General features: G+C 45.9%; 17 protein-coding genes and 1 pseudogene. 15 read left to right on the forward strand and 3 right to left on the reverse strand.

The window, feature by feature from the left end:
- Window positions 1–23 precede the first annotated feature (23 nt).
- On the reverse strand, window positions 24–1,139 hold the full coding sequence (locus tag AC1DE7_RS04175; RefSeq protein WP_477533783.1) for an FAD-dependent monooxygenase: 1,116 nt from the start codon (window positions 1,137–1,139) through the stop codon (window positions 24–26).
- A 270-nt stretch (window positions 1,140–1,409) separates the two neighbouring features.
- On the opposite strand from AC1DE7_RS04175, the gene AC1DE7_RS04180 reads away from it, so the two are divergent.
- Window positions 1,410–1,892 (forward strand): MarR family winged helix-turn-helix transcriptional regulator, encoded by a 483-nt coding sequence (locus AC1DE7_RS04180; protein ID WP_036609579.1) that lies wholly within the window; start codon window positions 1,410–1,412, stop codon window positions 1,890–1,892.
- Window positions 1,893–1,990: 98 nt separating this feature from the next.
- Here the strand turns inward: AC1DE7_RS04180 and AC1DE7_RS04185 are convergent, their stop codons facing one another.
- Entirely contained in the window at window positions 1,991–2,290 is a 300-nt protein-coding gene (locus tag AC1DE7_RS04185) for a hypothetical protein (protein ID WP_047842412.1), read from the reverse strand.
- A gap of 214 nt (window positions 2,291–2,504) precedes the next feature.
- Here AC1DE7_RS04185 and AC1DE7_RS04190 point away from each other — a divergent pair, with 214 nt between their 5' ends.
- The 5 genes and pseudogenes from AC1DE7_RS04190 to AC1DE7_RS04210 all read left to right on the forward strand — a co-directional run bounded on the left by AC1DE7_RS04190 (window position 2,505) and on the right by AC1DE7_RS04210 (window position 7,451).
- On the forward strand, window positions 2,505–4,529 hold the full coding sequence (locus AC1DE7_RS04190) for a Na+/H+ antiporter (protein ID WP_341006832.1): 2,025 nt from the start codon (window positions 2,505–2,507) through the stop codon (window positions 4,527–4,529).
- Window positions 4,530–4,638: 109 nt separating this feature from the next.
- Window positions 4,639–5,576, forward strand: a pseudogene (locus tag AC1DE7_RS04195) (aldo/keto reductase).
- 66 nt (window positions 5,577–5,642) lie between these two features.
- A complete protein-coding gene (locus AC1DE7_RS04200; protein WP_477533784.1) occupies window positions 5,643–6,431 on the forward strand; it encodes a polysaccharide deacetylase family protein in 789 nt (262 codons plus the stop codon).
- 213 nt (window positions 6,432–6,644) lie between these two features.
- On the forward strand, window positions 6,645–6,851 hold the full coding sequence (locus tag AC1DE7_RS04205) for a YwbE family protein (protein WP_076249872.1): 207 nt from the start codon (window positions 6,645–6,647) through the stop codon (window positions 6,849–6,851).
- An 87-nt stretch (window positions 6,852–6,938) separates the two neighbouring features.
- Window positions 6,939–7,451 (forward strand): DUF4269 domain-containing protein, encoded by a 513-nt coding sequence (locus AC1DE7_RS04210; RefSeq protein WP_477533785.1) that lies wholly within the window; start codon window positions 6,939–6,941, stop codon window positions 7,449–7,451.
- 22 nt (window positions 7,452–7,473) lie between these two features.
- Here AC1DE7_RS04210 and AC1DE7_RS04215 read toward each other — a convergent pair whose 3' ends face one another.
- Window positions 7,474–8,916 carry a hypothetical protein gene (locus AC1DE7_RS04215; RefSeq protein ID WP_477533786.1) on the reverse strand — a complete coding sequence of 481 codons (1,443 nt, stop codon included), beginning with the start codon at window positions 8,914–8,916 and terminating at the stop codon, window positions 7,474–7,476.
- Window positions 8,917–9,315: 399 nt separating this feature from the next.
- Here AC1DE7_RS04215 and AC1DE7_RS04220 point away from each other — a divergent pair, with 399 nt between their 5' ends.
- The 9 genes from AC1DE7_RS04220 to AC1DE7_RS04260 all read left to right on the forward strand — a co-directional run bounded on the left by AC1DE7_RS04220 (window position 9,316) and on the right by AC1DE7_RS04260 (window position 22,911).
- Complete coding sequence (locus AC1DE7_RS04220; RefSeq protein ID WP_477533787.1) at window positions 9,316–11,115, forward strand: sensor histidine kinase; 1,800 nt, start codon at window positions 9,316–9,318, stop codon at window positions 11,113–11,115.
- Complete coding sequence (locus tag AC1DE7_RS04225; RefSeq protein WP_477533788.1) at window positions 11,090–12,703, forward strand: response regulator transcription factor; 1,614 nt, start codon at window positions 11,090–11,092, stop codon at window positions 12,701–12,703. The genes AC1DE7_RS04220 and AC1DE7_RS04225 overlap by 26 nt, the downstream gene beginning before the upstream one ends.
- Window positions 12,704–12,883: 180 nt before the next feature.
- On the forward strand, window positions 12,884–13,870 hold the full coding sequence (locus tag AC1DE7_RS04230) for an ABC transporter permease (RefSeq protein ID WP_211081719.1): 987 nt from the start codon (window positions 12,884–12,886) through the stop codon (window positions 13,868–13,870).
- 17 nt (window positions 13,871–13,887) lie between these two features.
- Complete coding sequence (locus AC1DE7_RS04235; RefSeq protein WP_017689303.1) at window positions 13,888–14,796, forward strand: carbohydrate ABC transporter permease; 909 nt, start codon at window positions 13,888–13,890, stop codon at window positions 14,794–14,796.
- Window positions 14,797–14,929: 133 nt separating this feature from the next.
- Window positions 14,930–16,459 carry an ABC transporter substrate-binding protein gene (locus AC1DE7_RS04240; protein ID WP_036609560.1) on the forward strand — a complete coding sequence of 510 codons (1,530 nt, stop codon included), beginning with the start codon at window positions 14,930–14,932 and terminating at the stop codon, window positions 16,457–16,459.
- A 182-nt stretch (window positions 16,460–16,641) separates the two neighbouring features.
- Window positions 16,642–17,340 carry a hypothetical protein gene (locus AC1DE7_RS04245; RefSeq protein WP_036609558.1) on the forward strand — a complete coding sequence of 233 codons (699 nt, stop codon included), beginning with the start codon at window positions 16,642–16,644 and terminating at the stop codon, window positions 17,338–17,340.
- A gap of 299 nt (window positions 17,341–17,639) precedes the next feature.
- Complete coding sequence (locus AC1DE7_RS04250; protein WP_477533789.1) at window positions 17,640–19,394, forward strand: sensor histidine kinase; 1,755 nt, start codon at window positions 17,640–17,642, stop codon at window positions 19,392–19,394.
- Between the two features lie 73 nt (window positions 19,395–19,467).
- On the forward strand, window positions 19,468–21,096 hold the full coding sequence (locus AC1DE7_RS04255) for a response regulator (RefSeq protein ID WP_477533790.1): 1,629 nt from the start codon (window positions 19,468–19,470) through the stop codon (window positions 21,094–21,096).
- Window positions 21,097–21,219: 123 nt separating this feature from the next.
- Window positions 21,220–22,911 carry a type 2 periplasmic-binding domain-containing protein gene (locus AC1DE7_RS04260; protein WP_127543872.1) on the forward strand — a complete coding sequence of 564 codons (1,692 nt, stop codon included), beginning with the start codon at window positions 21,220–21,222 and terminating at the stop codon, window positions 22,909–22,911.
- Window position 22,912 lies beyond the last annotated feature (1 nt).

The raw sequence follows: 22,912 nt of genomic DNA on the forward strand, positions 1-22,912 counted from the left end.
CATTTTATCTGTATTAACTGGGTTTAGAGAAAGGATTCATACCGCTGTTGGAAAGAGGATTCCATCTCCACTTGTCGTGCAAGTTGCTGCTGTACCTTTGCACCGCGAATCGTCTGAAGTTCCTGAAGTTGTGCAGTGGAACTGAATTGATCTGCAGCCATTTGGACAAGTAATTCGGAGAGCACATCCGCATCTTCGAGCGCGGCATTAAGTCCAAACGCACCGGTTGGTGTCATGGTATGAGCGGCATCACCGATGAGTACAACATTGTCCTGTGCCCACGACGGGCAATAGCTGCTTTCGACAGATAACAGAACAAAATCACTCCAGCTCTGAATGTTGGCAGCTACAGAATCAGATAGGCAAGGAAAAGCAGATACAAGTTTATCTACAAAAGGAGCAATCGGTTGCTCTCGCAGCTTGGAGTAAGCTCCTTCGGGAATGTTCCATCCAATCTGAACATAACCGCCGAACTGTGAGAACAGTGCGAGCTGTTGACCATCCATGCTGGCCATTCGAACAGCGGGTTCCCAACCTACGGGTGCCGGAATGCGTGCCCAGAGCAGATCATACCCATGCTTACGAATCTCCGGGGTCATACCGGAATGTTTGCGTACAGCAGAGTATCTGCCATCAGCACCCACAATTACAGATGCTTCAATGGAGGCAGGAACATCCTTCTGCCGAATGTTAATACCCACGACCTGGCCGTTCTTGTCTCGTAACAAACCGGTCATAATCGTATTGAATAGTACTTGTTCGTTTGAATTGTGCTGCTGAGCATGCGACACGATGGCTTCCAGGAGATGATCTTGGGGTACATGAATACCAACATGAGATTCTCCATTGCCCGGTGATACCGTATGAATAATCTGCCCATTTTCCCAATACTGAATCTGTTCCAAGAGCAGCGCTCCTCGTTCTTGAATGAGGGAATAGAGGCCGTGTTTATTCAAAATGGCTTCGCCATCCACATTAAGCAACTCCCCGCGAAACGACTTGTGCAGGTGGGGCTGCCGCTCAATGAGCATCGTGGAGATTCCTTTTTGATTCAGTAAATAAGAAAGCAAAGCACCGCCAGGTCCCGCGCCGACGATGCAAACGTCCGTTTTGAGTTGTGATTGTGTATTCTGATTCATGTGCATAAGTCCCTTGCATTATAATGGTGACGCTTTATTTACTTTATAACAACAGATTTATTAAAATCATTAAGTAACTAAAAGTAACTTTAAAGATATAGGTTATTATAAACAAACCCGTTACCATAATGCAATAGGCGAAACCCAAAATAAAACAAGAGTCTTGCAGTCAACGATAAGGTGTCGGATACAAGCGCATTTTTCACAAACATCATAGTGTAAATATGTTACAATATAAGGTAGGTTATGATGAAAGGCGGAGGAACGTTTATGAGCCCGGATACGGAGCGAAACTCTCAATTGGCAAACGTAGATCAATTGTTGGAGGCCTTCTTCAGATATAAAAATAAAGTATTGGATCAGCAACAGAAGACCGAAACCAACTGTAAACTGAATCCGACAAAAAGTCATATATTGGGCATGATTTTACGTGAAAAACGCTGCATGGCGGTTGATGTGGCTAGACAACTCAGTTTGTCTTCCGGCGCAACCACCATTGTACTGAATCAACTGGAGACGGAAGGGTTGATCCAGCGGGTGCGCAGTGAAGAAGACCGGAGAATTGTGTGGCTGTCCTTAACGGATGAAGGCGCGCAGCTTGCCAAGACACTTAATGCGAATCGCGGCCGAATGACGTGGGAATTGTTGCAAGCACTTTCCGAAGAGGAGCAACAGCAGATGTTTGGCATGCTGAAGAAAATTGAACTGAAACTGCTGGAGAACATGAAGTCGTTTGAGCAGATCCACCGGTAGTCCATAATATGACTTGATTCCTTGAAGACGTCAGTCCTCATGAGTTCGTCCCTAATTGCGGGGGGATGAACCTTGAAGACTGGCGTTTTTGAGTTGGTTTACAAATGAAAGCGAACCACATGATCTGTCATGCCTTCTTGGATCAAAATTTCTTTTTGCTTGCTGCCCATCAGGTCAAAGTGGGGAAAGGGCTGCCGCCGATGAATGTATCGCGGGTCCAGCCCATGATCGTTGCACCAACGTTCGAGACGTTCCAGATCTGCACAGCCAACTTTGGTGACACTGGTGATACCGGGAAATCGGTTGTCAATCCAGAAATGAGTGAGGTACGCAATCTCACCCCGAGCCACTTGTTCCTTCCACGCAGCAAGCTCTTGTCGTTTAATTCCAAATGCCATAGATGCAAGTTCCTTTCCAAACGGGTATTGTCCTGAGCATATTGTAACATCTTATATACAGAATCCATCAGAAATCTTTCATTCAGACTAGTCTGAGGCGAGTTGATTGGGTATATGAATATGACAACATTTTTATAATAAAGGTTGGATTATGTTAAAATAAACCTATACAACAAAGGTTTCACCACTTCTATAGCGGAAAGGGATTGTCATCATGGAAATATTTATTGCCGTACTTGTGTTACTGGTACTGATTGGTTTATCCAATATTTTAAACCGGTTTGTACCCTTTATTCCCATTCCGCTCATTCAGATTGTGCTTGGTGTAGCCATAGCTTTGCTTCCTGCAGGTGTTCATCTGCCGTTGAATCCGGAGTTGTTCTTTGTACTGTTCATCGCACCTTTGTTATACAACGATGGTAAGCGAACACCTAGGAATGAATTATGGAATCTGCGTGCACCGATACTTCTGCTTGCGCTGGGACTTGTATTCGTGACAGTAGTCGTGGCGGGATATGCCATTCACTGGCTGATTCCTTCGATTCCGTTACCTGCTGCTTTTGCTCTTGCAGCCATATTGTCCCCGACAGATGCAGTGGCCGTTGGTGCCATGGCAGGGCGAGTACATTTGCCCAAAGGCATACATAGGCTTCTTGAAGGTGAAGCATTAATGAATGATGCATCCGGCTTGGTCGCCTTCAAATTCGCGATTGCAGCCACGGTTACAGGTGTATTTTCCCTGGCGCAGGCAACCTTCAGTTTTATTCTGATTGCGATTGGCGGACTTCTTGTCGGGGCATTGTTATCTTTTCTGTTAATCAGGCTAGGGGTATGGATCCGTAGATTGGGCATGGAAGATGTGACCATTCACATGCTGCTGCAAATCCTGACGCCATTTATCATCTATCTGGTGAGTGAAGAAATTGGGGTATCAGGTATTCTTGCGGTAGTGGCAGGCGGTATTATCCACGCCATTGAGCGTGACCGCGCTGAATCGGTCCAGTTGAAAATGCAGGTGGTATCTGCGAGCACATGGTCAGTCATTTTATTTATACTCAATGGTCTGGTGTTTGTTATTTTGGGTGTACAGGTACCGGATGTGTTGAGTACCATCTTTGAGAATGTTTCGTTTAATAATCTGCAGGTGTTGGGATATGTGGGCTTGATCTCGGTGCTACTGCTGGTTCTGCGTTTTCTCTGGATCTATCTGTTCTGGCAAGGGAATGAATTGCTGCGTACCAAATCCTCTATTGGCAGGCCCAGATTCAAGGATATTACGATCATTTCCCTCTCTGGAGTGCGGGGGGCTGTAACATTGGCGGGTGCGTTCTCCATTCCTTATGTGCTTCAGGATGGATCACCTTTCCCTGAACGGGATCTGATTATTTTTCTCGCGGCAGGGGTTATCCTCTTCTCCCTGATTGCGGCGAGCGTGTTTCTTCCAGTTCTGGCCAAGGATGATGGGAAATCCACAGAAGAAACACCGCAGAAGTCAGAACGAAAAGCACATGACATTATGCTGAATGCGGCAATACGAGCTGTCAAATCCGAAATGAACGATGAGAACAAAGCTGCGGCACTCGCGGTTGTCTCCGACTTGTCCAAGTACATCAGACAGGCCGCAGGTCAGCTTACCGCCGATAAACGCAAAGATATTCAGAAACAAGAAACGGCGATTAACCTGATTGCCACCCGGGCGGAGCGTAAAGAAGTTGAAGTAATGTTAGACGAAAATGCAATTGCTTCTGATGCGGCCTTCAAATGTGACAGCTGGCTGGATCGCAAGGAAATGATGCTGGCGAATCGTGCAAACACTCAGTTCATGACCTCGATCAGCGAGATCGGTCGTGTGTTAGGACATCTGTTCACGAACCGGTCCCAGAAGCCGAATCAACCATTTATGCTTGAAAATGCAGAACTGTTCCGTCAGGTAAAGTTGCGCACCTCTGAAGCGGCAATTAAGGCTATTCGTGCCCATATGAACGATGGGAATCGAGTAGTCGCACTGTCGGTCATTGCCAAGTATGAGCGTGTAATTGCCAAATTGCGCACCTGGAACCAGGGGAAAACGGAAGATCCATTTAATCAGGAGAAATTGGAGTTGCAGATGGTGGCGATTCAGGAACAGCGTAATACAGTGCAACAACTGTATGAAAACGGCGAAATCACCCGTGATGTGGCTGCGAAACTGCGCCGGTTTATTAACGACGTGGAAGCAACTGCGCTGAAAAACACCTAATCCGATAAATCCGATATTTTAAATATGCTAAACGGTTTGATATAATATGGGACAAGAAAGACGTTACAACTAAATTATACTTATTCGATCAGTGAAGGAGAGATGAGACATGGCAGAACAACAAATTCGGTTGGGCAAGACGGATCTGATCGTGAATCCCATTGGACTGGGTGCGAATGCAGTAGGCGGACATAAATCTATCCGGACATGCTGAATGATGAGACGGGTAAGGAAGTGGTTCGTACAGCTTTAAAACAAGGTATTAACTTTTTGGATACGGCATACATCTATGGACCGGAGCATTCCGAACGACTGATTGGTGAAGTACTGAAGGAAACTGGTCAGCGGCAGAATACCATCATTGCAACCAAGGCAGCTCATAAATTTGTGGATGGCAAGATTGTCATAGATAACTCACCTGCTTTTCTGAAAACAGCCGTGGATGAGGCGTTGAAACGTCTGCAAACCGATTACATTGATCTGTTCTACATCCACTTTCCGGATGAACATACGCCTAAGGATGAAGCGGTAGATACGTTAAAACAATTAAAAGACGCTGGCAAAATTCGTGCCATTGGCGTATCTAATTTCTCCATTGATCAGTTGCGTGAAGCCAACAAGGACGGGCATGTAGACGTACTGCAATCTGAATATAATCTGTTCAAAAGAGATGCGGAAAAAGAGCTGTTGCCGTATACGGCTGAGCATAACATTTCTTTTGTTCCTTACTTCCCTCTGGCAGCGGGACTGCTGGGCGGGAAATATAATCGTGATACAACCTTTCAGGATGGACGTTCAAAGAACCCGCTGTTCACAGGTGAAGCTTTCATTGAAAATCTCGATAAAGTTGAGCAACTGCGCAGCATAGCACAATCCAAAGATGTTGAGGTCGCGCATCTGGTTCTGGCCTGGTACCTGACTCAGCCTTCTATTGATGCATTGATTCCGGGTGCCAAGCGACCAGAGCAGGTCATTAACAATCTGCAAACATTAAATGTGGAATTAACTGCTGAGGAAATTGCAGTCGTGGATCAGATCTTTCGTTAATGAGTTCGGGTGAATCGGGAAATGCTAACAGGGAGTTTACGTATGAAGACAAAGTGAGGACACCACATGAACCTGAAGGTAGCCCGAGTCATCGGAATGTTCACGCTAATTATTTTGCTAGGTAGCAGTTCTGCCTATGCAAAGCCTGTACAGAAGAACCGTCAGTATTATGAGGAACGAGGAGAGATTGTGTGGGAGGTTCCCACGCAGGATAAACTCATCGCCCTTACCTTTGATGATGGACCAGATCCGATTCAGACTCCGCAGATCCTGGCTTTGTTACAGCAGTATCATGCTAAAGGAACTTTTTTTGTACTTGGCAAATGGGCAGATAAATTTCCTAAACTGATTAAGCAGGAACAGCTCGAAGGGCATGAAATCGCCAACCATACGTATGCGCACACGTATGCAGTTCGATCAACACGTGCGGACAAGTACATGAAGGATATGAACGAAGCAGAAAGTTCCATTATTAAAGCTGGCGCGGAGCGTCCCCTGTTGTTCAGACCACCGGGCGGCTATTACAATGACATGGTCATCCAGGCTGCCAAACAAAAAGGGTATACCATTGTACTCTGGTCTTGGCATCAGGATACACGGGACTGGGCTTCTCCAGGTGTATCGGCTATCGTTAACAAAGTGTTGAAGAACGCACGTAATGGGGATATTGTACTTTTTCACGATAAGGTGGAAGGCAAGTCGCATACGGTAGCAGCACTCAAAACGATCCTGCCGAAACTGCAGCAGCAGGGGTACCAATTCGTTACGGTGTCTGAGCTACTTGCTGTAAAGGCACGCGAAGCCGCGAAGGATGGAACTTCGCCCTCGTCTATTTTGAAGCATGTGCAGCCCTGAACATGGTAATCCAATTAGAAACCGTAGGTCTCAGTTGAAGAGACCTGCGGTTTCTTTATCTTGGCTTCATATCAACCATGGAACCAGCCTTAGGAGGTTATTGCCGTGTCCCTTTTGTTTTGAAACCAAAACGTCTACAATAGATGGAGCTTTGTGTTTAAGGCTTATATAGTACACATGGTATGAATTACGACATAGAGGAGAGTGAACATAATGAATGGACAACAACGTGTAAATATTAAGCCAGGTCTGGAAGTGGACATTGTGCTGAAGCAGGATCAAGCTACAGGTAAGCTGACACGTGGCATTGTGAAGGATCTGTTAACCAAGTCACCTACGCATCCACACGGAATCAAAGTACGACTGACGAGTGGTCATGTGGGACGTGTGAAACAGGTCATTACAGGAGGCTCGAACTAACTGTGGCCCAAGACGGGGAGATGAGTAATACGGCAGAAGTAATGGCACATCTGGCTTCTTAATACACGTCAGCAGGACGCATATCATATGTTACAGAGCAGTGGATTGCTCGATATATTAGCTGACTATCACCCATATCCAGCAGGAACGGTGCCAATTGATATTGATATACCTGGCAGTGATCTGGATCTGCTGTGTTATGCAGAGGATCTGGACTTGTTTGAAGCCGAGATACACAATCGAATTGGAGCCGTTGCTGAGTATGAATGTGTACGTGGTGGGGATCTTCCAGACCAACGTCCTTATGTGACTTGTAATTTGCAAGTGGGACATTGGCCTGTGGAGATTTTTGCCCAATCCGTGCCAGTTTACAGGCAGAATGCATACTTACATATGATCGTAGAGTGGAGATTGTTGCAACTGTGGGGAGACGCGGGACACCGTGAGATCCGCAGACTGAAACAGGCAGGGTGGAAGACGGAGCCTGCATTTGCTTCTGTACTTGGACTACAGGGAGATCCATATGTGGACATGCTGCATCTGGCAGAGATGAAACGTGAAGATCTCTGGAACTGGGCGCGTTTACGCACGTCTTTTTGAACGGTTTAGCATAACCCTTTGGTCAGATTAGAAAGATGGCTACAATTGTTGTTACCGTGAGTCCCAGCAGTACAGGCTTCAGGTTGCGTCTTGCCAGTTCAAAAGGATTGACTCCGCAGATTGCAGCAGCAGGAATCAATGCCCATGGAATCAAGGTTCCACCACCTACCCATATAGCTGCAACCTGACCTAATGCTGTCAGTACAGGTGCGGAATCTGCCGAACCTGCAAACATGGACGCAATCGAGCCAACCAGGGATATCCCCGAGAACCCCGAACCATCCATTCCGGTCACTGCTCCGGTTACCGTCATTGTAATGGCGCCCACCGTATCATTTAATGGCACCAGTCCAGCAAGTGCGACCCCGAGATCATTCACAATCCCGTGTGAACCTTCAGGAAGAGGGTTGATGAACAACTCCGTAATTGCAGCATCTCCCAGATAAAAAAATGCGGCTATGGGAATAACCGGTCCAAACACCTTGAAACCAAACTGAAATCCTTCTATTAAATAATTGGTCGTTTCCTCTGGTCCCGCATGTCGGTGTGCGGCAAGGGTAACGGCGATCAGTATAACCACAGCGGTTCCGCCAATCAGAGCTGTTGCGTCGCCGCCTTGCAATTTCAATACAAACATCAGAATCACATCAACTGCGAATAACAGAGGGATAAGCAGAGCGAACGCCTTTTGCAGACGGGGTGACATGGCTTGACGTTCAACAGGCTGTTTAGCGGGTAGAGTGGTGGGCACAGCCTCTGATGAGGAAGAAGGTTCCGTGCTCACGGTACCTGATATAACGTTTGGGGAATGAACAGGTGAGCCTGATTTCATCTCTTTGCGCAGCATCCAGAAGGCTGTAAGTGTAGATACGGTGCCCATGACAATGACCAAAGGAATGCTGGCCGTCATGACGGAAGTGACTGGTAGACCCGCTGCATCGGCTGTAAGTTTGGGAGCCCCCTGAATAATGTAATCTCCCGACAGTGCAATCCCATGTCCAAACAGGTTCATCGCAATAGCAGCTCCAATCGGAGGAAGACCTACACGCACGGCTACAGGAAGCAGTACTGCACCGACGAGTGCTACGGCAGGGGATGGCCAGAAAAATAGCGATACTACCATCATGATCAATCCGATACCCCAATACGCGACCTGAGGAGAACGGATAAACCGGGTGACGGGTGTTACCATGACTTCATTAATGCCGGTTCTGATTAGAACACGGCTCATCGCCACAATAATCGAGATGATAAAGATCGTACTCAGCAATTCTTTTGTTGCATAGATAAAACTGCTGAAGATCCCGGCAACTGACCCGCTTAAGGTTTCGGTTGCCAGAAGTCCAATGGTCATAATACCCGCGACACAGATGATGGTGGTGTCCCTGCGCCGGATCATAACTGCGATGATCAAGACGATAAATGCCAGATAGACATAGTGTAACGCAGTGAGTTGAATATTCATCGAACAGGCCTCCCTACATCCTGGTGACTAACCCGAGGAGTGATATATCGTATGCATGTCAAGATCGGGCGTTCGTGGAGTCCGGGGCTTGGCGCAGCATTTATTTTTAGGGAGAAGCTTCTGAGTAATAATGAAGGATTTTTTTTACAACTGGAGAATTTATTACTACATGAAGCTTGTTACTCTTGAAATTGGAGCGGATGGAAGTCACCAGAATTGATATGTGAAGGTCACGGGACCCCATAGACAGTGGCAAGCAGGGGTGATTACAATAAACATGCCATCATAAGGAAGAAAATAGAAAAAAACTATGTTGAAATAAAGTGTGTGTTCAATAAGTCTGGTTTCAGTACAGCGGACTTTTTGAACTACCTCTAAAAGGGCGGGAATCCATAATCCATGAGCTTTATCCGTTCACTTCGTTTTAAATTTATAGTGGGTCTTACATTGATCATGCTGCCATTATTCATGCTGCTTTATTACAACAACGTCTACGCCATGAAAGTTGTACGTGACAAAGTATCCCTCACCAATATGAATCATCTCGCCAAGAGTGTGGAGCAGAATGAACGTGTGTTACAGGAGACGAATCGGTATTTATATAGTCTGGGCGAGCGGGACCCGGATATTATCTCTCTGTTTTTTCTGAAATACGGCAGCGGTGATTATATCATTGCAAAGCAACGGATTATGAACAAATTCATGACAGATATCGGTTTTTATAATCTAATCGATTCTTTTTTTCTATATGATGCCGTGAATGATGATTTGCTGCTCGCGACTTCAGGCAATTATGATGTCAAAAAGTCGGTTGTGCAGGAGAGTATGCCAGTCCAGATGCAGCAATTGGAAGGGGATATCCAGAAGCCGGAATGGAGCATCGTGCGTGGCGGGACGTGGAATGCGCTGGTGAAAACGGTGAGAATCAACCAGCAGTTCTATGCAGGTGCACTTGTTGATATGAATGCACTGAATCATACACAACAATTCGCTGAATCCGGAGATCGGGGAGGTGCAGTCATTGTTGGAACAGACGGTGGGGCACTATCGGATTCCACATTGAATACTGCACAGATTCAGCTGGCTGCAGCGCATCTTCCCGGCCTGAAGAATCCGTATCAGGTGATCTCTGAAGTTGTGAACAAGGGAGAAGCACGTCAATATTTGATGTTGGGTACTGCCTCGGCCATGTCCCAGATGAATTATATCGTGCTGCTGCCTGAGGAAGACATGATGCGTAACCTCCCGTTTTTCCAGCAGATCATTCGTCTGCTTCCCATTGGTGCGGCAGTAATTCTGGTTACTGCACTGATCTTTTTGCGGCATCTGTTATTCCGCCCGATGAATGCGTTAATCCGAGGCATGAGAAGGGTCAGCCGTGGAGATCTCGATGTGAAGCTGGACCCGCCATCTTCGTCGGAGCTTGAATTTATGACACGAAGTTTCAATCAAATGACCAGTGAGATCCGCCATCTGAAGATTGATGTGTATGAGGAACAGTTGCGGACGCGGGAGGCAGAGTTCAAACAACTGCAGATGCAGATCAATCCTCACTTTTACCTGAATTCACTCAATATTATTCATAGTCTGGCTTCCTTGCAAAAGCATGAGTTGGTGCAGCAGATGGCTGGTCATCTGGCCGATTATTTTCGATTCAGTCTGCGTGCAGGCAAACGTGTTATTCGTCTGGATGAAGAGCTGGAGCACATTCGTCATTACTTAGAAATTCAAAAGCTGAGGTTTCCAAGCAGATTCGATTTTGAACTGGATATCGAACCGAATCTGGGACATTATGTGATTCCGCCATTAACCATTCAGCCTTTTGTGGAGAATGCCATTATTCATGGATTTCAGCGCCGGACACAAGCATTTGTCATTCGGATCGTGGCGCGCCTCGGTGAGAAGTCGTCCGGTCAGGTCGATGGGACGGTGCTTCAACTGATGATTGTGGACAATGGTGTCGGATTTGAAGAGGAATTGTTGGGGCGTCTGCAACATGGACAATACGCTGAAGATCCGAGTGGACAGCATATCGGTATATGGAACGTGGCTCATCGGCTTTTAGTGAAGTATGGTGATCAAGCCAGTTTGCAGTTTGGCAATGAGGTGGATCATGGCGCCAAAGTCATCATTGATTTACCCGCTCAGACCGAAGAGGAAGAAGGGGGAGCCTATGCGGAACCTGTTGATCGTGGATGATGAAGTGTATGCATTACAAGCAATGGTGGAAGGAGTCGATTGGCAAGCAGCAGGCATTGACCAGGTATACAGTGCTGGTGATGCCGAAGAGGCAAGAAAGATTTTAAAGGCTAATGCTATTGATATCATGATCTGTGATATCGAGATGCCTGGTGAAACAGGGCTTGACCTGCAAAGTTGGGTGTTAAAACATGATCCAGGCATACTGACCATTTTCCTGACAGGGCATGCTTTATTCGATTATGCTCAGACAGCCATTAAGCTAAGCAGCTTTGATTATGTGTTGAAGCCGGCTCCAGCGGATCAATTGATTAAGGTAGTAACCCAGGCGGTGGAGAAGATCAAGGATGGGGAGCAGCGTACCCGTACCAACGAAGTTTATGAGACCGTATACAAACGCTGGAAAACCCATAAACCGCTACTGACGGAACGCTTTTGGAAAGATGCCATCTCTCAGCGTATCACGTTAACCGAACAACGGTTGCAAGAGCTCGCAGAACTGTATGGTGCCGAGATTGATCCGCAGGCTCGTGTGTTACCCATTGTAATATCGGTAGAGGAATGGGTGCGTGATTTTGATTTGCGTGACGAAGAGGTATTAGAATATGCCCTTCGTAATGCAGCCAAAGAGATGCTGCTTGACGTCAAGCCCGGTGAGGTGTTTCAGGATCAAAGTGGATTAAATATTGTGCTTGCTTATGAGCAAGATGGCATCATTCCGAGTGCGAGCGAAGTGGCACAACGTTGTCAGGGGTATATTCAGGAATGTGGTACGTATTTCTACTGTCGGTTGTCCTGTTATGTTGGTGCCCCGGTTGCTGTAACTGAGCTGCAAGGCATGTTAAATGAACTGATGGATATGGAGCGGCGCAATATTAAGGAGCTTGAAGAAGTATTTGTCTATGATGAGCGGGGAAGAGATCAGGAAGATCGCTTTTTACCTATTCCATGGTTTTCGGAATTATCCATTCTTTTTGAGACAGGTAAAGTAGGGGATTTGCGAGAACGTGTGGATGAGATTTTTGAGTTGCTTGCTGCACAGGAGGGTTTGTCTCCTGAAATGCTGCATCTCTACTATCATGCCATGCTGCATGTGGTCTATCCGCTGCTTCATCAGAAAAACGTGTCAATACGCAGTCTGTATCCGGGTGAACGGGAGCCGGAGGAGAGTATGGTGACAAGGTCGTTGCCGCAGTTGAAGCAGTGGACGGCTGATCTGATTGATCGTGTTATCCCGGTGTTGTACCCGGACGATCATAGCCCTATGACCATTGTGGATCAGTTGTGCGTTTATATTGAAACTCATATTGGTGAAGAACTTATGCGAGAGGAACTTGCAGCTTTTGCCGGATTCAATCCCGCTTATCTATCACGTCTGTTTCGGAAAGAGAGGGGGATGTCCCTATCTGAGTTTATTCTGCAGGGCAGAGTAGCCAAAGCGAAGACATTGTTGTCCCAGTCCACCGTCAAAGTGACGGATATCGCTGGCAAGGTGGGGTACTACAATTACTCGCATTTCACCAAAATGTTCAAAAAGTGCACGGGTATAACGCCACAGGAGTTTCGAAAACAGTCACGTACCGTATAGTTCAGGGCGCAGCATGCTGCGTCTTTTGTTTTTTTTGGTGCTAAAGTCATAATTTGATAAGTCAACAGGTCACCACAGCAGATAGAGGTCTTACTCGCCCCGCCGTATACTTGAACCACAGGAGCCGCAACGGAGCTTCATCCTGAGGAAGAATTCAAGAGGAGTGAGGGAGAACAAGTTATGAAGACACAACCCCAGGCGGGTAAGGGAGTACGGATATCGGAAATACCGGGAGAAACAGTCCGAAAGCGCAAGTCTGTGTGGCACAATCTTGGCAAATTCAAGGTGCTGTATCTCATGTTCTTGCCAGGTGTCCTGTTTCTGCTGGTGAACAACTATATGCCGATGTTCGGCGTTCTGATCGCATTCAAAAATGTAAACTATGCTGATGGTATTTGGGGTAGCCCATGGAGTGGATGGGACAATTTTAAATATTTGTTCTCAACCAGTGATGCATGGGAAATTACCCGAAATACACTCGCGTATAACACGGTGTTTATTGCACTAAATCTCTTAGTAGGTGTCGGGCTTGCTATTCTGCTCAATGAAGTGAAGAACAAGGCAATGTCCAAGTTATATCAATCACTTATGTTATTACCGTATTTCTTGTCCATGATTGTGGTCAGTTATCTGGTACTGGCTTTCCTGGGCAAGGATTCAGGCTTCATGAACTCAACGGTTCTGCAGATGTTCGGCGGTCAGCCGATCGACTGGTATTCAGAGCCGAAGTATTGGCCGTATATTTTGCCACTGGTGAACACATGGAAAAATATTGGATATTATGCCGTCATTTATCTGGCAGCTGTCGTGGGTATCGATGAAGAATATTATGAAGCAGCTGTGCTCGATGGCGCAACCAAATGGCATCAGATACGTTTCATTACCATTCCGTTTCTCATCCCATTAATCGTCATTATGACGTTATTGCAAATTGGCCGTATATTCTATGCAGACTTCAGTCTGTTCTACCAGGTTCCATTGGAATCGGGGGCGCTGTTCCCTGTAACGAATGTACTGGATACCTACGTATATCGTACGTTCCTTATCGGTGGAGATATCGGGATGTCATCAGCAGCCGGTCTATACCAAGCAATCGTTGGATTTGTGCTGGTTCTTGTATCCAATACCATCGTAAGGCGAATAGATAAAGATAATGCATTATTTTGAGAGGAGGCAAGTCAGCTGTGAAATCACGTGATCCACTAGCCGTATCGAAGCGTTCCGCATCCGTTATTCATGCGATGTTTCTATTCTATGCCATTGCCTGTATCGTGCCGATCCTGCTTGTCTTCGCCATCTCATTTTCGGACGAGACAACAGTAATTGCCAATGGATATAAGCTTATTCCAGAGAAATTCAGCCTGACGGCTTATGAGTTTCTGTTCAGAGATATGGATCAGATCATTCACTCGTATGGTATATCCTTTATCGTTACCGTTGTAGGTACCATTACAAGTGTTGCGCTGACCGCATTGTATGCGTATCCGCTCTCACGGAGAGATCTGCCTTACCGGGGCTGGTTCGCCTTTTTCATCTTCTTCACAATGTTGTTCAATGGGGGTCTGGTACCTTGGTACCTGGTCTATGTCAACGTATTGGATCTGAAAAACTCCCTACTGGCACTCATTATGCCGCTACTGCTATCCCCATTCTTTGTACTGGTCATGCGTACATTCTTCGCGAACTCCATTCCGGTGTCTATTCTGGAATCGGCTCGGATTGATGGTGCGGGAGAATTGAGAACGTTTGCACGTATCGTGCTTCCGCTCTCTCTTCCCGTAATGGCAACTGTCGCGTTGTTCAGTACATTGAATTACTGGAATGACTGGTACCTTAGCATGATTTTTATATCAGATAACCGGACGATCAGCCTTCAGTACCTTATGTACCGGACGCTGCTCGATATTCAATATTTAACAACCAACTCCAACGTCTCTTCACAGATTTCGTCGCAGGGTGGATTGCTGAATCTGCCTAACAAAACTCTGCAAATGGCGATGGCTGTGGTCGGTATTGGTCCAATTGTACTGGCATATCCGTTCTTCCAGCGTTATTTCATCAAAGGTCTTACGGTTGGCGCTGTGAAGGGATAACTCTGAACCGGTTAGCGGAGTGGGCAAGGTAAATGAAGATGGACTGAAAGGGCATATACAGAAGTAGTTATCGGTTTATTTGTGAATTGGGGAATTCGGTTGTATGGTTCAACACATGACAGGAGGGGTTCAATTGGTTAGATCATTAAAGGTATGGTCACGCATGATGGCAACGGTTATGGCGCTGAGCCTGGTGCTGGCTGCTTGCTCATCAGACAAGGGTGGAACAACAACACCTGGCGCAGAAGGCGGAGGAGCAAGTGAAGGTGGGGGCAAACCCTATGAAGTGACACTGTTCTACCCAGGGACACCACAGAAGGATGTCGCTCTGGTGGAAGCCGAGATTAACAAAAAGATGGAACCAAAGATCGGGGCCACGCTTAAGATCAATGCGATTGACTGGGGACAGTGGGATAACAAGCTGAATCTCATGATTTCTTCAGGTGAAAAATCAGACATTATCTTCACAGCAGCTTGGCAGAACTACACGGTGAATGTAGCTAAAGGCGCATTCTTGCCCTTGAATGATCTGCTTGATGCACATGGTCAGGATATTAAGAAAAACCTGGACCCTGCCTTTCTGGAAGGTTCCCAGGTGGACGGCGTGAATTACGGCGTTCCTACGAATAAGGAACTCGCTGCCACACGTGGTGTGTTGGTACGTAAAGATCTGGCTGACAAGTATAAGCTGGACCTGACAGCTGTAAAAACTTGGGCTGATCTGGAGCCTCTGCTCAAAACAATCAAGGAAAACGAGCCAGCCATCACACCATTCTATATGTCCAATACCAACGGTAACGGGCTGTTAGAGAATCTGGATTGGGATTATCTCGGTGATGCTTCCGTACCTGGAGTCATCTCCAAAACAGCAGGCGGAACAACGGTGCTGAATGAAGTGGAGACCCCGGAATTCAAAGAAGCGGCTGAACTCGCTCGCAAGTGGTATCAAGCGGGATATATCAACAGTGATGCTGCTACTTCTAATGTGTTCCCGAAAGACCAGGCGAAGGCTGGAAAAGCGTTTCTCTGGACAGATGGCATGAAGCCAGGCAAGGATAAAGAAGAAGAAGGGTATGTGGGTTTCCCACTCACTCAGATTGAGATGACACAGCCAACAATCACGACGGGTGATGCATCTGGAGCGATGCTTGCAATCTCCCGTTCTTCAGAGCAACCGGAGAAAGCGATGCAGGTCATTAACCTGCTGCATTCCGACAAGGAAATTAACAATTTGCTAAACTTCGGAATTGAAGGTACACATTATGTGAAAAAAGACGGACAGGATAATATCATTGCTCTCCCTGATGGCGTAGATGCCAACAGTCGTACCTACAATCCAGGTGCACAATGGCAACTGGGTAACCAATTCCTGAACTTCCTCTGGGATAATGAAGATCCACAGAAATGGGAGAAGTTCAAAGAGTTTAACGCCAAAGGTGTGAAGTCGCCAGCACTGGGCTTTACATTCAACAGCCAATCTGTCAAAAATGAAATTGCTGCGGTCAACAACGTGAACAAACAGTTCAAGCCGGGTATGACATCGGGCGCAGTTGATCCAAATGAGATGATTCCGAAATATCTGGAGAAATTGAAAGCAGCGGGAATTGATAAAATTATTGCAGCCAAACAGGAACAACTCGATGCATTCTTGTCTAAGCAATAAATGATCGTCAGCCATGACAGAGAGACCTGTGTTATTACAATCTCTTGTCAGCGGTGAAAATGGAGGACGTTTTCGGTGAACAACCGAAGACGTTCTTTTTATTGTTGTTTTTTTGATTTGGATTGTTAATCATAAATAGGAAAAATATGATATAATAAGGTGGTTGATTAGGGGGTGTTCGTGTGTCGAGAACCAGACTTGTGTTCTCAGGGGCTTTATTGCTATTTGCTATCATCTTTACATTTAACCATCATCTTGGTTTTTCTGTTGGAGATACCATGCTGTCAGCAATAGGTATATCACCGTATACTACATCTTACTTGAGTGGAGTTCATATCACACTTTTCCTCGGATTGGGGATATTCGCGTGTGGATTCTACCTTACTCGCAAAGAGATTGGGAAATCATTCCCCGGTCTTGCAAAAGGGTTATGGATCGTAGTTATCGCTATCGTTCTCAGTTATTCGTACATGACGGATAAATTCATGTATGTAGCCAAGTGGGGAGCTTCAGGCATTAATGCGGTATCCTATGTACAGAATGCAAGCTCTTGTACCTTTAATGTGCTGAAAACGGGTGAGACCCGAGCAACCTGTGACCTGACACTCAAAAATTACGGCAGAGATTCCGTATCCGCCGTGTTATTGCCTGATCTCGCACGCAGTTATAAGTTTAAGGACGATCCACTATTGGAAGCCTTGCAGTCTGTCCAATTAAGGCCCGTACATGTTGAGATTGAACGCCATGGAACGTTTACAGGTAAGTTGGAGTTTTACGGGAAAGCGGAATCCCCTCTGTTCGTCAATGGGAAACTTATGGATATTGTGCTGGATGTAGGCGTGGATGGAGCGAATACGGTATTTGATTATGATATTCCATAGTTGATATTTTTATAGAAAAAAAGAATAATTACATAAACAGAAGTGGAATAAGGTTTGAGTTGAATAGAACGATTAAAGATATATACTGAAATTAGATAGAGAGCTGGCTAATCGCTGGCTCTTTTTGTGCGTGGAAGTTGCATTTAGTGCAGAAATATTGGTTTTATCTCCTTTCACCTTGAATTGGTAACGCTTACGCTAGATAATGAATCGGTTTGTCTCAAAAAAATAGTTTGTCTTTAGCGCTTACATCATTACAATTAATGTCACGACAAATTAAGACAAGGTGAGATGAAAAAATGTCATATCGGACAAACCTGTTTTCCAAAATGGTCATTCTTATTCTGATTATGCTGATTCCTGTAGTGCTTTTGTACTGGTACTCCAATCACAAAACAACAGCTGTTCTCAGAGATGAGTTGAATCGATCGAATAGTAACCAGCTTGAATTTTTCCAAAATCAAGTGAACACACACATCGAACTGTTATCCTCATGGCCTAATCTGCTCATACATGATCCTGATATTGGCAGCTTCCGGCGAATCTATGCGGACAGTAACTACTTTGATCTGGATGCGATCAACCTGGTCAAACGTATTCAGAATAAGCTGAGTATTCAGGAAAGCTCATCCAATTGGGCCACGAAATTATATCTGTATTCTCCTTCGCTGGGCAGGGTGGTTTCCGAAAGGGACGCACGTTCTTACGATAAAGAAGCGCTAAGGGAAAATATCATTTCCGGCTGGGATGTACGCAAAATTCAGGATGGGGAAGATGATCGGTTCATGTTTAGCTGGATTACGGTATCTCCATACGGTATTAAAGACCCGGCTAATAATGCGGAAACGATTATTAAACTGGAGTTTGATAGTGATAACATTCGGGATATGCTGGACAAATTCAAGGACGATGGCAGGCATGACCCCTTCTATTTCCGTGAAGAATCGGGGGTTATCTATAACCGGACTTCAGATCGTTCATTAACGAATCAGTTGATAGAAGAACTGTCCATCCATAAACTTCAGGACGTTGATAATCGTACAGTGGTGATCGGGAACGAGCCTTACATGGTCAACACGGTGAAATCCAGCACAACAGGCTGGTATTTGGTGGACTATATGCCGCTATCAGATATTCTGAAGCCCATTCATCAATCCAATATGCTGTTCTATTCTTCCATGATTTGTTTGTTGTTAATGAGTTTTGGTGTGGCGTATTTGTTCTATGTTCAGGTGCAGGTACCAGTGAAACAACTCATTCGCGGGTTCCAGCGGTTGAAGCAGGAGGATTATTCCGTGAGGATTAAGCCAAAGGGCCGCAATGAATTCAGTTTCCTGTCCGAACGTTTCAACTTGATGGTGGAGCAGATCCAGCAGTTATTTGAACACGTTTACCTGGAACAGATTCATGTACGTGAAGCTCGGTTGAAGCAGCTGCAATCGCAGATTAACCCGCACTTTTTCTATAATTGTTTCTCCTTCATTACAAGTATGGCGAAACTCAAGCGTATGGACGCTGTTGTAGCGATGTCACATAATCTATCGCGATATTATCGGTATACGACAAGACAGGAGCGGGACGTGGTACCGTTGACAGAAGAAATTGAATTTGTCAGCTGTTATCTGGAGATCCAACGGATGCGTATGGACCGCATTCATTACAAGATTGATCTGTCTGATGAGATGTTAAGACAGGAGGTACCGCCACTCATCGTGCAACCACTAGTGGAGAATGCGGTGATTCACGGTATCGAAGCGGACGCGGAGGCAGGAGAAATAAGAGTATCCGGGGAAAAACAGGGCAGTGTCATGGTTCTTGTGGTTGAAGATGATGGGCAAGGCATGACGCAGGAGGCACGTGAGGCGCTTCTGAATAAGCTCAGGGGAACGATGGATCAGGAGATGGGCTGTGGCCTGTGGAATGTGAATCAGAGACTCCAGCTTCGATATGGGGAGCAGGCAGGACTGGATGTAACGGAATCGGAACTTGGTGGATTACGCGTTACGCTGTCATGGCCTGCCGAACAGGAGTTTATTCTGGAGAATGAAGGATAAGCACTTGGGATGTGTAGCGCAAGATGAACGATGGAATCCATTTGCAGAATGAACGAAATAGGGAGTGAATCACTTGATTGATATATTACTGGTAGATGATGAGACATACGTAACAGAAAGTCTGGAACTTACGATCCCCTGGGGAGAGCTTGGAGTAACGACCGTGCTGCGTGCCGCATCTGGTAAGGAAGCGTTGGAGATTATGGAGGAAAATGCAGTAGACATCGTAGTTACCGATATTCGCATGCCTGGCATGTCAGGACTGGATCTCATTGCAGAGGTAAGCAAGCGCTGGTCTCATATCCGCTGTATTTTACTAACGGGTCACAGTGATTTTGATTATGCTAAAAAAGCCATTCAATTGCAGGCAACGGATTATATCCTGAAGCCCGTAAACGATGATGAGTTTATGGGATCGGTGTCAGCAGCTATCACGTCTCTTCGCGATGAGTGGGATGAATTCGATAAATATCACCGGCTTTTATACAGTCGGAAGTCTGACTATAAGATTTTACGGGAAAATCTTATGCATGATCTGTTGCTGGGGCGTGAGATCACGGCGCGGGCACTTCGGGAACAACTGCAACAATATGAGATTCATATCGATCCGGAACAATCGGCTGTAATGATGCTGATTCGCCTTGCAGGACGCTTCTCATCGATGGACCAGCAGTCTCTGGATCTGATGGATTTTGCGGTAGGTAATATTGCAGAGGAAGTACTTGGAGAGCAATTTAACGTGTGGTTTGGTCGGGGACCCCATGAGTGTCTGGTTATGTTCTTGCAGAATCAAGATCAGATCGAAGCTCCGCAGATGGACTTGGAGACGTTGAGAATCTCAGCTGAAACTTTCCGTGAGCATGTCATTCGATATTTACAGGGAGATCTGTCCATGGTAGTTACACCGTCATTTCCCTTTAATGAGTTAACAGCAGCTTATCGGAAAAGTCTGGGTTCGCTTGTCCTTTCAGGACCGGAAGAACACAAGATTATATATATGGACATGGATCAGGCACTCAGCAAAAGACCGGAGAATGATGCAACGCAGGCGATCGAAGAGCTGTACAAACCGCCTGTACTTCCGCAATTGCTTGAGACCAAGCAATGGGAAGCGGCAGCCCGTAAGCTGAACACGGTCTTTGACGCGGCAGAACAGGTACGATTGTCCAGAGAACATGTGTATGAGATGTATCTTTCGGTAACTAATGCATTTATGTATATCGCCCATAAACAGGGGCATCTGGTCCATGAGATTGATCATGCGGGATTCGATCTGCTCCTTGCTCATCAGTTGATTCAATCCCCCGAGAAGCTGCGGCGTTGGGCAACCGAGATGCTGGCGAAGCTTCAGGAAGAGTTGTCCGATCAGGAAGGTGTGCAGAGCCGCAGGCATGTAATCAAGCAGGTTCAGGAGCTGGTGACAAGAGATACAGGACAGGATCTGTCGGTGAAGATGATTGCGGACAAGGTATATTTACACCCTGTATATCTATCGAAAATTTACAAGGCAGAGACTGGGGAAGGTCTTGGGGACTACATGATTCGTATGCGCATGGAACGTGCTCTATATCTGCTTAAGAATAGCAACAAAAAAATATACGAGATTACGAGTGAACTTGGCTATCAAAATCCGCAATATTTCAGCAAAATGTTCAAAAAACATTATGGTATGACACCAAATGAATTTCGGGATCAGGCATAATTACAACAACATTCCAGAATATAGGTTGGCAAAGGTGCAGAAATCTTGATTTCGTATCATAGGCTCAAAGGCCTGGTCAGCCTATAATGAAAGGGTAACCAAAACGATTTAAGGGGGAACAACATGAGAGCGCAATCAACGAAAAAGAGATTCTTGACGCTTCTCGCTACAACGCTGAGTCTAACTGTCGTTCTTGCAGGATGTTCAGGAGGCAGTGGGGGCGGAGATAGTGCAACACCAAGTACATCTGGAACCCAAAACGAATACAAAGAAAAGTATGATCCGGCAGTTACCATTACTACAGCATGGGGAATCGATCCTGAGCTGAAATTTAAAAATGGCGAATCCATGGAAAATAACGTGGCAACCAAGTGGGCCAAGGACAAATTCGGAATTGAAATCAAATCCTTGTGGTCCGTGACAGATACGAACAGTGCATTTGCGACCAAGCTCCGTCTCGCTATGTCCTCCGGCCAAGAAATGCCGGATATTGTGACAATAGGGCAGCCGGATAATTTAGTTGCTCAAGATTTAATTGACTCCGGTATGTATCAGGAAGTGGGACCACTGTTCGACAAATACGCTTCCGACACATGGAAAAAAGCAATGGAGCAGGACCCTAATGTATGGAACCCGTACAGTCGTGATGGCAAAAGAATGGGTGTCCCTGTTCTGGACTATGCCTACAACAATGACTACCTTCTCTGGATTCGTCAGGACTGGTTGGACAAGCTGAACATGAAGGCACCAAAAACCATCGACGAACTGGAAGCAGTGATGGAAGCATTCAAAAACAATAACCCGGACGGCTTGGCTCCTGAAAAAGTCACTCCGCTCAGCGTTGGTTTCAAAACATCCATGAATACATGGATGGGAGATGTATCCTGGATCTTTGGTGCATATGGCACCTTACCTCAACAATGGAATCTGGCTGCGGATGGCAAGCTGGAGTATGGTTCTATCAATCCAGGTATGAAGCCAGGTTTGACCAAATTGAGCGAATGGCTCACAAAAGGTTATATCCCGCAGGAAGCAGCGTTGTGGGATGAAAACAAAACGGCAGAGCCAGCAGTTGCAGGCACAGCCGGCATTATCCCGGGTCCATACTGGATGAGTGGATGGCCGCTGAAGGATACGGTAAAAAATGTCCCAGGTGCGGTTTGGAAACCGATTGAAATTCCAACTGGCCCTGAAGGCAAAGCGATGCGTCATGGTACACATTTTGTTAATGGTGTAACATTGATCAAGAAAGATATGAAAAATCCGGAAGCATTCTTTACTTACCAAAACTATCTGTATGATAATTACGCAGATCCGCAACCAGGAAGTGAATATGATAACGGTCTATTTGCAGGCTATGACTATCAATTGGATGGAAATGGTAAACAAATGCCGATTGAAGAAATTGATGGCGGGTATGTAAACGTTGTACGTTATTTGCTCGTGCGTGATGGCGCTCGTATTCCGGACGCTCAGATGAAAGCTCTGATGAATCTAGTAGATGGCAAAGAGCCTGAAACCAAGCTCGAAAAAGATGTTGCCGTGAACTATGGTAAGGAAACCCCTGCTGCTGCGAAAGTATTGCTGAGCCAAGAAGAAATTTCCTTCAAAAACATGTTCACAGGTCCAACAACGCAGACGATGAAATCGAAGCTGGACTATCTGAACAAAATCGAGAATCAAGCATTTAACGAAATTATCTACGGCAAAAATCCAGCGGATGCGTTTGATACTTTTGTACAAACGTGGAAATCCGGTGGCGGTGACCAGATCACTCAAGAGGTCAACGAATGGTATGACGGTGTGAAAAAATAGT

The sequence above is a fragment of the Paenibacillus sp. 10L310 genome (assembly GCF_056395745.1).

What these genes read in the sequence shown, in the direction of transcription:
- AC1DE7_RS04175 (WP_477533783.1), bottom strand. Translation starts at nt 1,139, where the DNA reads ATGAATCAGAATACACAATCACAACTCAAAACGGACGTTTGCATCGTC.
- AC1DE7_RS04180 (WP_036609579.1), top strand. Translation starts at nt 1,410, where the DNA reads ATGAGCCCGGATACGGAGCGAAACTCTCAATTGGCAAACGTAGATCAA.
- AC1DE7_RS04185 (WP_047842412.1), bottom strand. Translation starts at nt 2,290, where the DNA reads ATGGCATTTGGAATTAAACGACAAGAGCTTGCTGCGTGGAAGGAACAA.
- AC1DE7_RS04190 (WP_341006832.1), top strand. Translation starts at nt 2,505, where the DNA reads ATGGAAATATTTATTGCCGTACTTGTGTTACTGGTACTGATTGGTTTA.
- AC1DE7_RS04200 (WP_477533784.1), top strand. Translation starts at nt 5,643, where the DNA reads ATGAACCTGAAGGTAGCCCGAGTCATCGGAATGTTCACGCTAATTATT.
- AC1DE7_RS04205 (WP_076249872.1), top strand. Translation starts at nt 6,645, where the DNA reads ATGAATGGACAACAACGTGTAAATATTAAGCCAGGTCTGGAAGTGGAC.
- AC1DE7_RS04210 (WP_477533785.1), top strand. Translation starts at nt 6,939, where the DNA reads ATGTTACAGAGCAGTGGATTGCTCGATATATTAGCTGACTATCACCCA.
- AC1DE7_RS04215 (WP_477533786.1), bottom strand. Translation starts at nt 8,916, where the DNA reads ATGAATATTCAACTCACTGCGTTACACTATGTCTATCTGGCATTTATC.
- AC1DE7_RS04220 (WP_477533787.1), top strand. Translation starts at nt 9,316, where the DNA reads ATGAGCTTTATCCGTTCACTTCGTTTTAAATTTATAGTGGGTCTTACA.
- AC1DE7_RS04225 (WP_477533788.1), top strand. Translation starts at nt 11,090, where the DNA reads ATGCGGAACCTGTTGATCGTGGATGATGAAGTGTATGCATTACAAGCA.
- AC1DE7_RS04230 (WP_211081719.1), top strand. Translation starts at nt 12,884, where the DNA reads ATGAAGACACAACCCCAGGCGGGTAAGGGAGTACGGATATCGGAAATA.
- AC1DE7_RS04250 (WP_477533789.1), top strand. Translation starts at nt 17,640, where the DNA reads ATGTCATATCGGACAAACCTGTTTTCCAAAATGGTCATTCTTATTCTG.
- AC1DE7_RS04260 (WP_127543872.1), top strand. Translation starts at nt 21,220, where the DNA reads ATGAGAGCGCAATCAACGAAAAAGAGATTCTTGACGCTTCTCGCTACA.